This window comes from Priestia sp. D51 (genome assembly GCF_053345675.1).
The window spans coordinates 843,841-857,895 of sequence record NZ_JBLTIR010000001.1; the positions used below are offsets into that span (position 1 = coordinate 843,841).

Annotated in this window: 14 protein-coding genes and 1 riboswitch; of the genes, 13 read left to right on the plus strand and 1 reads right to left on the minus strand. The window is 38.2% G+C overall.

Annotation, left to right across the window (positions count from 1 at the left end):
- Positions 1–55: 55 nt before the first annotated feature.
- The 4 genes from ACNHOZ_RS04370 (at position 56) to ACNHOZ_RS04385 (ending at position 3,981) form a co-directional block, all read left to right on the plus strand.
- Positions 56–1,672, plus strand: coding sequence for an ATP-binding protein (locus tag ACNHOZ_RS04370; RefSeq protein ID WP_033579850.1), 1,617 nt, complete (start codon positions 56–58; stop codon positions 1,670–1,672).
- Between the two features lie 24 nt (positions 1,673–1,696).
- The gene (locus tag ACNHOZ_RS04375; protein WP_048019886.1) at positions 1,697–2,275 is read left to right on the plus strand and encodes an SCO family protein; all 579 of its coding nucleotides are present in this window, start codon (positions 1,697–1,699) and stop codon (positions 2,273–2,275) included.
- Positions 2,276–2,511: 236 nt separating this feature from the next.
- A complete protein-coding gene (locus tag ACNHOZ_RS04380) occupies positions 2,512–3,396 on the plus strand; it encodes an SGNH/GDSL hydrolase family protein (protein ID WP_048019887.1) in 885 nt (294 codons plus the stop codon).
- A 12-nt stretch (positions 3,397–3,408) separates the two neighbouring features.
- Positions 3,409–3,981, plus strand: coding sequence for a YpmS family protein (locus tag ACNHOZ_RS04385; RefSeq protein ID WP_028415126.1), 573 nt, complete (start codon positions 3,409–3,411; stop codon positions 3,979–3,981).
- Positions 3,982–4,012: 31 nt separating this feature from the next.
- Here the strand turns inward: ACNHOZ_RS04385 and ACNHOZ_RS04390 are convergent, their stop codons facing one another.
- Entirely contained in the window at positions 4,013–4,768 is a 756-nt protein-coding gene (locus tag ACNHOZ_RS04390) for a DUF4397 domain-containing protein (RefSeq protein ID WP_014458542.1), read from the minus strand.
- Between the two features lie 214 nt (positions 4,769–4,982).
- Here ACNHOZ_RS04390 and ACNHOZ_RS04395 point away from each other — a divergent pair, with 214 nt between their 5' ends.
- From ACNHOZ_RS04395 to ACNHOZ_RS04435, 9 genes are all read left to right on the plus strand, one after another.
- Positions 4,983–5,144 carry a hypothetical protein gene (locus ACNHOZ_RS04395; protein WP_168761226.1) on the plus strand — a complete coding sequence of 54 codons (162 nt, stop codon included), beginning with the start codon at positions 4,983–4,985 and terminating at the stop codon, positions 5,142–5,144.
- Positions 5,134–5,559, plus strand: coding sequence for a hypothetical protein (locus tag ACNHOZ_RS04400; protein ID WP_230683531.1), 426 nt, complete (start codon positions 5,134–5,136; stop codon positions 5,557–5,559). The genes ACNHOZ_RS04395 and ACNHOZ_RS04400 overlap by 11 nt, the downstream gene beginning before the upstream one ends.
- A gap of 87 nt (positions 5,560–5,646) precedes the next feature.
- A complete protein-coding gene (locus ACNHOZ_RS04405; protein ID WP_080518349.1) occupies positions 5,647–5,820 on the plus strand; it encodes a YjcZ family sporulation protein in 174 nt (57 codons plus the stop codon).
- Positions 5,821–5,973: 153 nt separating this feature from the next.
- Complete coding sequence (locus tag ACNHOZ_RS04410) at positions 5,974–7,374, plus strand: ATP-binding protein (protein WP_028415123.1); 1,401 nt, start codon at positions 5,974–5,976, stop codon at positions 7,372–7,374.
- Positions 7,375–7,591: 217 nt separating this feature from the next.
- Positions 7,592–9,061 carry an NAD(P)/FAD-dependent oxidoreductase gene (locus tag ACNHOZ_RS04415; protein WP_028415122.1) on the plus strand — a complete coding sequence of 490 codons (1,470 nt, stop codon included), beginning with the start codon at positions 7,592–7,594 and terminating at the stop codon, positions 9,059–9,061.
- Positions 9,062–9,667: 606 nt separating this feature from the next.
- A riboswitch (cyclic di-AMP (ydaO/yuaA leader) is annotated at positions 9,668–9,822 on the plus strand.
- Between the two features lie 180 nt (positions 9,823–10,002).
- Positions 10,003–11,238 carry a dicarboxylate/amino acid:cation symporter gene (locus tag ACNHOZ_RS04420; RefSeq protein ID WP_033579852.1) on the plus strand — a complete coding sequence of 412 codons (1,236 nt, stop codon included), beginning with the start codon at positions 10,003–10,005 and terminating at the stop codon, positions 11,236–11,238.
- A gap of 108 nt (positions 11,239–11,346) precedes the next feature.
- Positions 11,347–12,696 carry an aspartate aminotransferase family protein gene (locus ACNHOZ_RS04425; RefSeq protein ID WP_048019888.1) on the plus strand — a complete coding sequence of 450 codons (1,350 nt, stop codon included), beginning with the start codon at positions 11,347–11,349 and terminating at the stop codon, positions 12,694–12,696.
- Positions 12,697–13,398, plus strand: coding sequence for a CoA transferase subunit A (locus tag ACNHOZ_RS04430; protein ID WP_028415119.1), 702 nt, complete (start codon positions 12,697–12,699; stop codon positions 13,396–13,398).
- Complete coding sequence (locus tag ACNHOZ_RS04435; protein ID WP_029715086.1) at positions 13,383–14,045, plus strand: 3-oxoacid CoA-transferase subunit B; 663 nt, start codon at positions 13,383–13,385, stop codon at positions 14,043–14,045. Before ACNHOZ_RS04430 ends, ACNHOZ_RS04435 begins: the two co-directional genes overlap by 16 nt.
- Positions 14,046–14,055: the final 10 nt, after the last annotated feature.

Here is a 14,055-nt window from a genome sequence, read left to right on the forward strand (position 1 = left end):
TTTCTACCAGCGAATGCTGTGCTGGTTACTATTCTTTTGAATCCGGAGTATACCGATGAAAAAATATATTCGAAATTTGAGTGTGTTTAACAAAACGGTTTTATTTTCTACTTTAATTGTAGTTGCCCTTGGAGTCATTTCTTTAGCCATTAGCTATCAAGTTCAAAAAAAAATGGCAAAAGAGACGTTAACGCAGCATGTGTTAATTATGGCCGATTTATGGAGGGAGTCTTTATCTAAACAAGACGTAATAGCAGCAGTGGATTCAAGGAACGGGCCGATTCCTGAAAAAGACGAGCTAGAAAAGCAGTTCAGAAAGATTTATGAATTGCATCCGTCGTACTTGCAGGGATATATTATGACGACCGAAAAATTCAAATCGCATGGAAATAAGATTATCGTAACAGCGAATAAGAAAATTAAGCAATCGCTAGAGCCGTCCATGATTTATTATGGGGGAGAAGAATTTTACAAATCATTTAAGGAAGCAGAACGAAAAAAGAAAAATATCGTAACATCTACATACAAAGACGAATTCGGGACGTGGATAACCGTTTTATCGCCTATTACAAACAGCTCTGGAAAAGTTGTGGCTATTCTTGGTGTAGATGTAGATGCAAGCGCTATCTATATCTATCAAAAACGTTTAATTGTGTCTTTGGTCGTTGCGTTTACGCTTCTGTTTACCTTCATTATTGTGATTCAAGACTGGGGACTAAGGCGATTAATGTCGCCCCTTGGGGAATTAATAGAAGGAATTCAAGCGGTGAGTCAAGGGAAATTTGATGTGAAGCTGACACACGAAGATGATTCTGAGTTAGGGAATGTACACACAAGATTTAATGAAATGACCGAGCGGCTGCAGCAGCTTTTTCATCAAGTGTCAGTAACAAAAGAACACCTGAATGTAGAAACAGATCTCAGTCATACAAAAGACGGAATTACCAAAGCGATTGATGAATTGGAAGTTATTATGGAAAAAACGAGGATGCAAAAGGAATTGCAGCGAGCGGAGAAAATGAATGCAATTGGCCAACTAGCTGCTTCTGTAGCGCATGAAATTCGAAATCCTATGACGGTGGTAAAAGGGTTTTTGCAGCTGTTTCAAGATAACACAAAGCTTTCAAACACTGAATTAAGTTACATTCATCTTATGATTAATGAAATGGACAGAGCAGAAGCGATTATTCATGACTATTTATCGTTAGCCAAGCCGGATGTTCACCAGCATCGTTTTATTAACTGCTTGGAGTGTATTACAAGCTTAGTAGATTTATTATCTTCTTATGCTTTATTAACAAACAATATACTCATAGAATTAGACGCAAAAGAAGAGATGTATGTTCGCGGCAGCCGAAACGAATTGAATCAAGTTCTGCTTAATATTATGAAAAATGGAATTGAAGCCATGAGAGCTGGGGGAACGCTTCGAGTGGGGCTTTACAAGCGAGAAGGGCATGTACATATTCAAATTGAAGATACTGGTATAGGCATGACCAGTGAACAAGTGAAGCGGCTGGGAACAGCATTTTATTCTTTAAAAGAAAAAGGAACAGGGATTGGTCTGATGGTTTCTTATCAACTGGTGGAACAAATGAATGGAAGAATTGAAGTGGAAAGCATACCAGGAAAAGGTTCAACGTTTATCTTGATTTTCCCTAGCTATGACTAAACTTTAACCGTGCAGGAGGAACATATGAAAAGCTGGTCTTATAAATTGTTTTTTTTACTGCTTATTAGTTGCATGATGTTAACAGCCTGTGGTTCCAAAATAGAAAATCCGCTTAATTGGAAGATGGACTCTTTCTCTTATGTTAACCAAGATCAAAAGAAAGTAGGGCTAAGTCAGCTGAAAGGGAACGTTTGGGTAGCTAACTTTATCTTCACAAGCTGCGAAACCGTATGTCCCCCAATGACGGCTCATATGGCTAAATTACAAAAAATGGCTAAGGATGAAGGTCTGGACGTTCGCTTTGTTTCATTTAGCGTAGACCCTGAAGTGGACACTCCTCAGAAAATGAAGGACTATGCGACTAAATTTGGCGCTGATTTTTCGAATTGGGATTTCTTAACGGGCTATAAACAAGCGGAAATTGAAAAGTTTGCGCTGGATCAATTTAAGATGATTGTGAAAAAGCCGCAAGAAGATCCGCAGGTTATTCACGGTACGTATTTTTTTCTAATTGACAAAGATGGAGTGGTTCAAAAATCTTATCAGGGAGTGACTGATCCTCCTTATGATGATATGATAAAAGATATTAAAATCCTTCAGTAAGAGCTATAAAATCGTCAAATCTATCCGCCAAACACAGCTATCTTTACAGTGATGTGTGAGCGGATATTTTTATGAAAGAAACATGCTTATCCTTTTTTTTACATATACTATATATAAGAAACGTAGTAAAATATCAACTTGACATAGTATGATAAGATATAAAGATATAGTTATTCAGAGCGGTAAGCAGTATTGCTTGTGACAGCGAGAATACAGCATAGTTAGTAGGTGTTATGATGAGAAAATGGAAAAGTATAGTGATAAGCAGTATGAGTGCGGTGGTGTTAGCGAGCTGTTCGACGACGACTTTTTTGCCAACGGACAATAAAGAAGAAGCCGTTCAGAAAGAAGTGGATTTAACACCTAAAAAGCATATTCCGAAAGGCTTTTTCCCTGTAGATTTAGATATTGTAGCCATTGGCGACTCATTAACTGAAGGAGTAGGAGATGAGTCTAAAAAAGGCGGTTATGTACCATACTTAACTAAATACCTTTCTAAACAAAATGAAGTGCAAAATGTACGAACAGAGAATCTAGGCAAAAGAGGAAACCGGACGGATCAGCTATTAGCGAGGTTAAACCAGCCGGGAGTAGCAGCTGAAGTATCAAGAGCAGACATCGTTTTCTTGACGATTGGCGGCAATGACGTGATGAAAGTGGTAAGGGATTACTTTTACAATATCTCAATTAAGACGTTTGAATCACAGCAGTCAAAATATGAAAAACGTCTAAATGACGTGTTTTCACGCATACGTAAGCTTAATCCTAATGCCCATATTTATTTAATCGGTTTTTATAATCCATTCTTTAAATCGTTAAGTGATGTGAAAGAAATTAATGTCGTTATTAATGAATGGAATGCGGCAAGCGAGAAAATTGCTTCTAAATATGATAATGTAAGTTATGTAAAAATTGATGATATTTTTTATGATTCTGACGTAAATTTATTAGGGAAAGACGAGTTTCACCCTAATAAAAAAGGGTACAAACTAATGGCTGAGCGCATTAGTAAATCAATGGAGGAAGAAGATCCTCTCGTTGGAGACCAGAAAAAGGAAACAGCAGAAGAAGTTACATCTGATGAAAAAGAGAAAAACACGAAAGAGAGTGGGAACGAGTAAGGAGATTGTTATATGAAGAAGTGGAAAACCCTATTTATCGCGTTATTAGGGATTAATGTTCTAGGGGCTATCCTTATTATTGCGTTTATTTTTCAACCGGTTGACAAGGTCAATCCAACTCCCTCTGAAAAAGTAGAAGGAGACGCAGAACTAACTATTTTGGCTAAAAAAGCGGACTTAAATGTACTGATTGATAAATATTTAAAAAAAGAATTTAAGAATCAGCCGCTTAACTACAAAATTACTCTTACCGATGTAGTAAGAGTAGACGGAACGATTCAAGTATTCGGCGATGATATTAATATTCGAATGACATTTGATCCGATCGTACAAAAAAATGGAGATATTGTGCTTGAACAGCAGTCACTTTCTGTTGGGAAGCTGCAGCTGCCTGTCCGCACAGTGCTTCGATACGTAAATAATAATTTTGCGCTACCAGAATGGGTAACAATCGATCCAAAGAATGAATCAGTATACGTAGCGTTACAGCAGATGAAGTTAGAGAGTGATTTTGCTGTAAAAGTACAAAAGTTTGATTTAAAAAATGATGATATTCGCGTACGTTTAATTTCGCGCAGTGAATAAAAAAACCTTCCAATTTGGAAGGTTTTTTTTGTTAACGGTCTTGGGAAATCAGCGCTTCTAATGCAGGACGGTTTTTAGCAAATCCGACGGCATATACCGTATATGTTCGATTCGGGCGAAGGTTCAGTGCTGGGATTTCGAGTACTACATTTTTGGTTCCTGCTATGCGCACACTAAGTTGAACATGCATGGGGGATAAAGGCAAATATTTTGTGACTTCTTTAAACTGTACGCCAGAAAAAATGACGTCTCCGCCTCTAGCCGCAATATCCACAGCAGGAGCATCAGGAGAAAGGTGCACAAACCGAAGCTTCGTTTCTCCACTTGGTACATCCGTATTATCATAGATAAATAATAAATCAAGCTTGTTTAGCTCATCTACCGCCGCTACCGTGTAATTTTGGTTTCCTTCAAATGTAAATGATTCCGTTAAAACAGGTCTTCCCGTTTCTCCAGCGGGATAAATAGAAATTGTGTATCTTCCAGGTTCTTGTAATTCAATATAATCTGTTTCTTGTTTATAAGTTAAGTTGCGAATCACTCGTTTGTTGTTAATATAAATATCTACAGATGGAGAATCTGGAGAAGCGTGAAGTATACGAATTTGCGGCGGATTTACGCGTAAATTCGTATTTTCAGAAGAAGTTAAGATGGCCTGCTGGATATAGTACAAATGCTTTTGATAATAATGAATATGCTTAGATGGATCACTATACTTATAGTAGTTAGCTAGAAAATCGTATTTCATTGCTTTTTTAATATATTGATCAAAGGAATAATTAGCCATATGTTCAGCTCCCTTATTGTCGGAGTATAAAAACATTTCCATACGTAACCAAACATATGCTAAAACTCATAATTTATGCCGATCACTGATCACTCTCGAGACCTCCAAGAAGAAACAATGAGCCAAACGCCCTCTATGTGCATATACTGAATCAAATTATTGACTGAAGGCTTATTGTACGACCGAATTTAGTATAGGAAAAAGGAGTGAGAGCATGCGTGATTTTTATGCTCGGATGCTACGGTTAATCATGTTAAGTTTTTTACTGCTGCTACTTTTAATTCAATTTACAGAGCGCTCTACTTCATTTAATCACATTACCCCCGCGCTAAATAAAGTAACCGAGCGAATTGAGATGATTACCTATGATCAATAAATGTATGTTTTCTGCGTTTCGATATGTACTTGTTCTTTATGCAATTTGCTTTACATTTTTATTTGTTAGTACAGTTCCAAGCCTATTTGGTTTCACCGTGACCGTTCAAGAAACGGATTATCACTACCTGCATCGCGGAGATATAGTTGTCTTTAGAGACGAATCATCTTCTTCAAAGAATGAACTTGTACTGGCCCATAATCAAGACCCTGATGTACTGGTTACAGCTCAAAGAAATTCTTTGCCTGCTTCTTTTAAAGTGATTGGAAGCTACGCATACCATCTCCCGTATATAGGGGTCATTATTGAGTTTATGAAAGATTTTACTACGCTACTGGTGATGGGCAGTATTTTACTTTTGTTGTTTTCGTATACGCTGCAGCCCAAAAGGCGAATATGGCGTAAGAGAAAGTAAAAAATGGGCGAATGCACATACAGGACAATCAACTAACGCATATAAAGTACAGTGTACGAAATGAAAAAAACAAGAGGAGAGATTGCTATGTATAACTACGATTGTTACGACCCATGCCATCACGGAGGCTATCACCACCTATATGATACTTGCCACTATCCAATTGGCGGTTATCATCATTGCGGAACGGGCCAGTCATTTGCATTAATTGTTGTACTATTTATTTTATTAATCATCATTGGCTGTACTTGTTTTTGCTGATTAGGTCTCATTTGCTCGCATGTGCGAGCTTTTTATAAAAGATGGAAAAGGACAAACTTACATATAAATTGTTTAAATAATAAAAAAATTTTGCCAAATCAACATTTACCATATTATACTATAGCTAGTAACTCAATAAGCGAAGGTGAATATATGGAAAAGGAAAAAGTATTTCAACAGCTATTTTCAATGTCATTTACACCAATGCTCGTAATGAATATGGATGGCGATATTCAAATTTTAAATGAAGCTTGCTGCCACCTTTTTAAAACGACGGAGGAACGGCTTCTTTCCTGTAATGTATTTGAAGAGCCAAATCGCTTTTTTATCGAAAAGCATGAAGTGGAACCGTTAAGAAAGCAAGAGGAAGAAGTTGTTTTACTTAAGAAAAAAGTAGATCAGCAGTTTCCGATGCATATCCATATTCAGCGCACGGAAGAAGATATTCCGCTCTTAGTTGTTCAGTGGAAAGAGTTTTCCTCAAGCATTGAAAAGCAAGAGGAAGTCATTCGGAAAATGAAGCAATATAAGCAGTTTGTCCAGCAAAGTCAAGATGCATTTATTGTAACGAGAGAAGGCAGAATTCAATATTTGAATCCCGCTGGTGTTAAACTTCTTGGCGGCGAGAAAAAAGAAGAGTATATCGGGCGTCCTTGGCTTCACTTTATTCACCCCGAACATTTAGAAATTGTAAAAGAACGAATGGTTCAGCTGATGAATGGAATGTCCGTGAGGCCACGTGTTGATGTGAAATTATTGACTAAAAAAGGGGTCGTCATTATTGAATCTTCGGCAACCAAAATTAAGTTTGAAGGACAGGATGCCATTCAGTATATTATTCGCGACGTAACGGATCGAAAAAAATATGATGAAATGGCAAGCAAATCTGAAAAGCTTACAATGGTGAGCAAGCTAGCGGCAGGAGTAGCACATGAAATCCGTAATCCAATGACGGCGATTAAAGGGTTTATTCAGCTGCTAAAAGCATCGAAACAGTATAATGAAGAATACAATGATATTATGCTTGAAGAATTGAATCGCGTCGAATCCATTATTCAAGAATTTTTAACACTGGCCAAGCCTAAAATTGAAAATTCATACCATCCGAAAAGTCTCAATCAAATCATACGTCACGTGACATTATTATTAGATACACACGCCAATTATAAAAATTGTCGTATTATTAATGAGATTAGTGATGAGATTACAATCTTTTGTGAAGAAAATGCGCTTAAACAAGTTTTTATTAATTTAATTCAAAATGCGCTTGAGTCAATGAGCAAAGGTACAGTTAAAGTTACCGTTGAGAAAAGAAATGAATACGGCATGGTCATTATCGAGGATGAAGGATGTGGAATTGATGAGCAATCTTTAGCTCGGCTAGGTGAACCATTTTATTCCACCAAACAAACAGGAACAGGGCTAGGATTAATGATTAGCTACCGAATAATCGAACAGCATCAAGGGCATATTTCATTTGCGAGTAAAGTAGGAGTAGGAACAAAAGTAGAAATTGCTCTTCCGTATATTAAAGAACCAGTGAACATTTCGTAGCGCTTGCTATTCGTTCGCTGGTTTTTATTTGGTTAAAATAAAAACGAATGTTTTTTTATTTTTTTATTTTAATGTTCGTGTATATTGTTGACTAAAGGGTTTGTTTTTGATATATTATCAAATGGCTAGAAAATAACCGAATGATAATAAAAAAAGAAAATTCGGTCAATAACTTTTATCTTTTACCCAAAGAAAAAAGATGATGGGAGAATGTACAATGAACTCAAATTATGATGTTATTGTGGTAGGGGCAGGACCCGCTGGAATTTTTACTTGCTATGAGCTAACGTTAAAATTACCGGAAGCAACTATTTTATTAATCGATAAAGGACACGATATCTATCGACGTAATTGTCCGATTCTTCAGAAAAAAATTGAAAAATGTCCGCCTGCAGTTGGCAGAAAAGAGTTTGCTGGCTGTTTGCCTGCTTGTTCTATCACAAATGGTTTCGGTGGAGCCGGCGCATATTCAGATGGGAAGTTTAATATCACCAGTGAATTTGGAGGCTGGATGACGGATTATCTGTCTGAATCACAGGTGGTAGATTTAATTAAATACGTGGATGAAATTAATTTAAAACACGGAGCAACCGATACGATTACGGATCCGTTAACTGATAAAGTTCGTGAAATTGAAAAACGCGGATACGCAGCAGGATTAAAGCTATTGCGTGCCCAAGTGCGTCATTTAGGAACAGAGCAAAATTTAGAAATTTTAAAAAGCATTTATGAATACTTAAAAGAAAAAATTGATATGCAGTATAAAACGGAAGTAGCCGATTTAATAACAGAAAAAGAAGATGGTCAGCATATCGTGCGCGGTATTGAATTGAAGAATGGTGACAGAATTACGGCTGATAAAGTCGTGGTTTCACCAGGTCGAGACGGCTCGAAGTGGATGAGCGACTTACTAAAAAAACGCCGTTTAAAAATGATTAACAATCAAGTAGACATCGGTGTTCGAGTAGAAACATCTAACGTTGTTATGGAAGAAATCAACAAGCACTTGTACGAAGGGAAATTTATTTACAATACGTCTGTAGGTACAAGAGTCAGAACGTTCTGCAGCAATCCTTCAGGGCATGTGGTAGTAGAGAATCATTCAGGGATTATGTTAGCAAATGGACACGCATACAAAGATCCGAAGCTTGGAAGTCAAAATACGAACTTTGCGCTGCTTGTTTCTCATAAATTTTCGGATCCATTTGATCAGCCGAACGAATATGCGCACGAAGTATCAAGATTAGCTAATATGCTGTCAAACGGAGGCTTAGTTGTTCAAAAGTATGGAGATATTTTAAAGGGGCGCCGTTCAACAGCGAATCGAATTAAAGAAGGCTTTTTAGAACCAACGTTAAAAGAAGCTGTCCCTGGTGATTTGGGTTTAGTGCTTCCATACAATACAATGAAAAGCTTAATTGAAATGACAGAAGCACTGGATCATGTAACGCCTGGGTTAGCATCTGAACATACGCTGTTTTACGGTGTGGAAGCGAAATTTTACTCCGCCCGTCCGAAGTTAAACGATAAGTTTGAAACTGAAATTTCCGGTTTATACGTGGGAGGAGACGGAGCTGGTATTACGCGAGGACTCGCGCAGGCAAGTGCGTGTGGTGTGTGGGTAGCTCGTGACATTGTTGAAAAATTAAAGAATCGTAAAGCAAGTTCTGAACCTGTTACTGTATAAAAAAAGAGGCCGTCACGGCCTCTTTTTTTTATGGGTTAAATCAATGAGAGGGAATAAGTAAAAAGTAAAGAACTTGCACCGCTCCAACTCCGATAGTTTTATATGATAATTACCCGCTCCTTTTTTAAAAGATAGTAGGAAATCTATACTTCTATCTTGAGCAGAATTAAGTAGAATAAGGGGAATTGATAATGTCGATTTCTTCGCATCAATAAAGTCAGTGAAATTTTAGGGAGTGTATATCAAGCAGTACAAGGATAAAATCAACAGTTGGAAAGAGTTTTTTTTTTTTGGATAAGTAAAATATTTATGGAAGCAGTAAAGTACATGGATATTAGAATAATTATACATATTTATGAATGATATTAACGAGAATAAAGTTCACTTTATAAACTATTTTTTGAATTAATTTTTTATTCATTAGATTGTAAGTCTTGTTAAATAGGTGTTTTTGGTTTATTGAAATATGATGTAAATATTTTAAAATATAACAATTCTCAACTTTTTACGATAAAATCATGCATTATTTTTGAATAAAAACTTGACAGAAACATATAAAATGAATTTTAATTAAAGTAACAATTATTATCATGCAAAAATATTAAAGAAAATTATTTGCTTAATCTCTTTTGCTTTATAAGAGAACGGAGGACCCATATTTGTGCGTAATGTACTTGGGGTGAATCTTGAATGAATCAAGTAGGGTAACTCACATACCCGAATCCGACAGCTAACTCCGTAAGCATTCAGTGAGGGAATAACAGGTCTATGAAACCATGATATTCTCATGGTTTTTTGTATAGCTAAAAATATTCCTAAACTATTAATCTGAAAATTTTTAATATATTGTATATTTTGAGTGTTATCGCCCTCAATGCATGGTAAAATAAGTATGGTAGTTAGAATCATTCTAATATAATTTATTTACGGGAGGTAAATCGATGAAGCTATCGACAAAGATTATTATCGCGCTAATTGCTGGCGCTATTGTAGGAGTGTTAATCAATGCTTTTGCTCCAAGTGCTTTTGCTCCGCTGGACAAGTACTTGTTTACACCGCTTGGCCAAATTTTCTTAAGCTTAATTAAAATGCTTGTTGTACCAATTGTGTTTTTCTCTATCACGTTAGGTGTAGCAGGTTTAGGAGATCCTAAAAAATTAGGAAGAATCGGGGCAAAAACAGTTTCCTACTTCCTAGTGACAACAACCGTTGCAATTATTATCGGTTTAATTTTAGCGTATGCAATTAAACCGGGTACATTTGGATCTTTTGATACACAAAACGCTTCTTTTGAAGCTGAAAAAGCACCACCTGTTGGAGAGACATTCTTAAATATGATTCCAGTCAATCCAATTCAAGCGATGGCTGAAGGGAATATGCTTCAACTTATCGTTTTCTCTATCTTTATCGGTTTTGGTATCACGATGCTTGGAAGTAAAACAAAAGGACTTTACAATTTACTTGAGCAAGGAAATGAATTGATGATGTACCTTGTGAATCTAGTGATGAAGTTTGCTCCGTACGGAACATTTGGGCTTCTTGCAACCGCGGTTGGAAGTCAAGGCTGGCAGGCAATTAAAGCGATGGGGCTATACATGATTGTAGTCGTGCTCGCGCTGTTCATCCATTCAATCGTAACATATGGGGGATCAGTCGCTCTTATGGCCAGACGTAACCCTATTGAATTTTTTAAGGGGTTTGCTCCTGCGATGACAGTTGGATTCAGTACATCAAGCAGTAATGCAACGCTTCCGATTTCAATGAATGTGGCGCAAAAAAATCTTCGTGTCCCCGAGTCTATCAGCAGTTTTGTTCAGCCATTAGGTGCAACTATTAACATGGATGGAACGGCAATTATGCAAGGTGTAGCGACTATTTTTATTGCGCAAGTATACGGGGTTGATCTGTCGTTGGGCGCTCTTGTGACGGTTGTGTTGACAGCGGTGCTTGCTAGTATTGGTACAGCAGGCGTGCCGGGAGTTGGTCTTATTATGCTAGCGATGGTACTGAGTTCGGTTGGCCTGCCTGTAGCAGGTATCGGATTAATTATCGGAATTGATCGCTTGCTTGATATGCTTCGTACGTCTGTAAATATTACAGGAGACGCTGCGTGTGCCGTTATTGTGGCTGAGTCAGAAGCAAAGCGTATCGATAAATCTGTAACGCAATCAGCTTAATATGTGTAAAAGCTCTAGCTATATGCTAGGGCTTTTTTTATTGGCAAGAAACTCTTCTTTTCAGCATACAGTTTAATAAGAGTGTGTGTTTGAAAGGAGAGTGCGGAAATGAATAAAACCCATGTGATAAAGCCGCTGCTCGACGACGACTACCCAGTTATTTCATATGGAAAAGGAATTTATTTGTACGACCAAGATGGAAAAAAGTACATAGATGCTTCGTCAGGGGCAGTTACAGCAAGTATCGGACACGGCGTAAAAGAAATTATTGATGCGATGACGGATCAGGCACAGAAAGTTGCGTTTGTATATCGGTCGCAGTTTACAAGCGATCCGACGGAAGCCTTAGCTAAGAAACTATGTGAATTAAGCAGCAATCATTTCCAGTGGAGCTTTTTTGTTAACAGCGGGACAGAAGCGACTGAAACGGCTATGAAAACAGCCATTCAGCATTTTCAAGAGCAAGGAAAGCCAACCAAAACAAAGGTTTTGTCACGCTGGATGAGCTATCACGGTATTACAATAGGAGCGCTGTCTATGTCAGGGCACGTTGGAAGACGAAAACGTTTCTCGTCTTTGCTTGAAGATTATCCTTCGGTTTCACCTCCTTATTGCTATCGATGTCCGTTTCATCAAACCTATCCATCCTGTAATCTTGCTTGTGCACACGAATTGGAAACAGTTATCAAACGAACCGGCCCTGAACATATTGCTGCTTTTATTACAGAGCCCATTGTAGGAGCTGCCGGAGCAGCTCTCACACCTCCACCCGGTTATTATGAAGTGATAAGAGAAATTTGTGATAAATATGATGTGTTATGGATAGCCGATGAAGTCATGACTGGAGTTGGGCGTACAGGCGTGATGTTTGCATATGAGCACTGGGGAGCTAAACCAGACATCATGACGCTTGGAAAAGGAGTGGGAGCAGGATATACACCGATAGCCGTTACGTTAGCTAGCAGCAAAACGATTGAACCTATCATGAACGGATCCAAATTAATTATGAGCGGCCATACGCTAAGCGCTAATCCGCTGTCAGCCGCTGTAGGGCTAGCTGTCTTAGCTTATATTGAAAAGAACGATCTTGTTCAACAAGTAGCGCTGAAAGGAGCCTATTTAGTAAAAAAATTGAAGGAGCTTCAACTTCTTTACCCTATCATTGGTGATATTCGTGGCAAAGGCTTACTAGTTGGTCTTGAGCTTGTACAAAATCCAAAAACGAAGGAGCCTTTTTCATCCTCCGAAAATATGACGGCGCGCGTAATAAGTAAAGCCCATAAAAATGGTCTTCTCCTTTATCCTTCACAAGCAGGAACAGATGGAGTAGAAGGAGACGGTATTATTATTGCGCCACCATTTACGATTACTCATCGCCAACTTGATGAAGCGGTCGTGTTGCTTTCGAAAACATTGTATGAAGTACAAAATGAAAAACAGGGAGATGAGGTGAAATAAGTGACAAAGGTCGAAAACTCATTTCAAAAGATTACAACTGTGGAACAAGCAATTGAATACGTGGATCATGCTGCTACGCTGATGATAGGAGGGTTTGGAGGCGTAGGCAGTCCGCCTTCTCTCATTGACGGCCTTATTGAAAGCGAAAAATCAAATTTCACACTGATATGCAATGATTCAGGCTTTCCTCATATTGGTGCGGGAAAATTAGTAAGTCAAGGAAGAATTCAAAAACTGATCGCTTCTCACATTGGATCGAATCCTGTGGCTGGAACGCTGATGACAGAAGAAAAGCTGAAAGTTGAGTTTTCTCCTCAAGGAACGCTTGCTGAACGGATTCGAGCGGGGGGAGTTGGACTTGGAGGAGTACTGATTGATGTAGGAATAGAAAATGACATTATTCAATTTGGAAAAGAAAAAGTGGAAGTAGACGGCAAGACATTTTTAGTTGAAAAACCGCTCACAGCCGACGTGGCTTTTGTATATGCAAAAAAAGCAGATCCATTCGGCAACTTGCTCTATGATAAAAGCGCTCGAAACACTAATCCATTAATGGCTATGGCAGGTCGTATAACTATTGCTGAAGTGGAGGAAATCGTTCCTCTTGGCGACATTGACCCAGAGAATGTGATGACGTCAGGCGTATTTGTGGATTATATTGTGCCTTCAAAAGGAGTGAATTGGAAATGGGTTTGGGAATAGATATTCGTCATCGTATTGCAAGACGTGCTGCGGCTGAAATCAAAAACGGCATGATTGTTAACTTAGGGATTGGCATTCCTTCTCTTATTCCTAATTATGTACCAAGCGCTGTTCATGTGATGTTTCATGCTGAAAACGGAATTTTAGGGTTAGGATCTTCGCCTCCTTTAGGTGAAGAAGATGAGAATGTCTGCAATGCAGCAGGCTATCCAACAACTACTGTTCAAGGGGCTTCATACTGTGATAGTGCTACAGCCTTCGCGATGATTCGAAAAGGATACGTCGATATGACCATTCTTGGTGCGTTAGAAGTGAGTGAAAAAGGGGATTTAGCTAATTGGATTGTGCCAGGTAAGCGAGTTCCTGGGATGGGAGGAGCGATGGAATTAGCTCAAAAAGCGAAAAAAGTCATTGTGCTAATGAATCATACGAGCAAGACAGGAGAACCAAAACTGGTCAAGACATGCTCTTTACCTCTTACTGCTTCGGGCTGCGTGGGATTAGTTATTACGGATCGGGCGGTTTTTAAAGTAGAAAAAGATGCGCTTCTTCTAACCGAGTTAATGTCTCCTTATACCGTAGAGGATATTTTGAGTTCAACAGAAGCGACAGTTCGCCTGAGTGATCAATTGATTACGATACCATAAGGAGGACCAT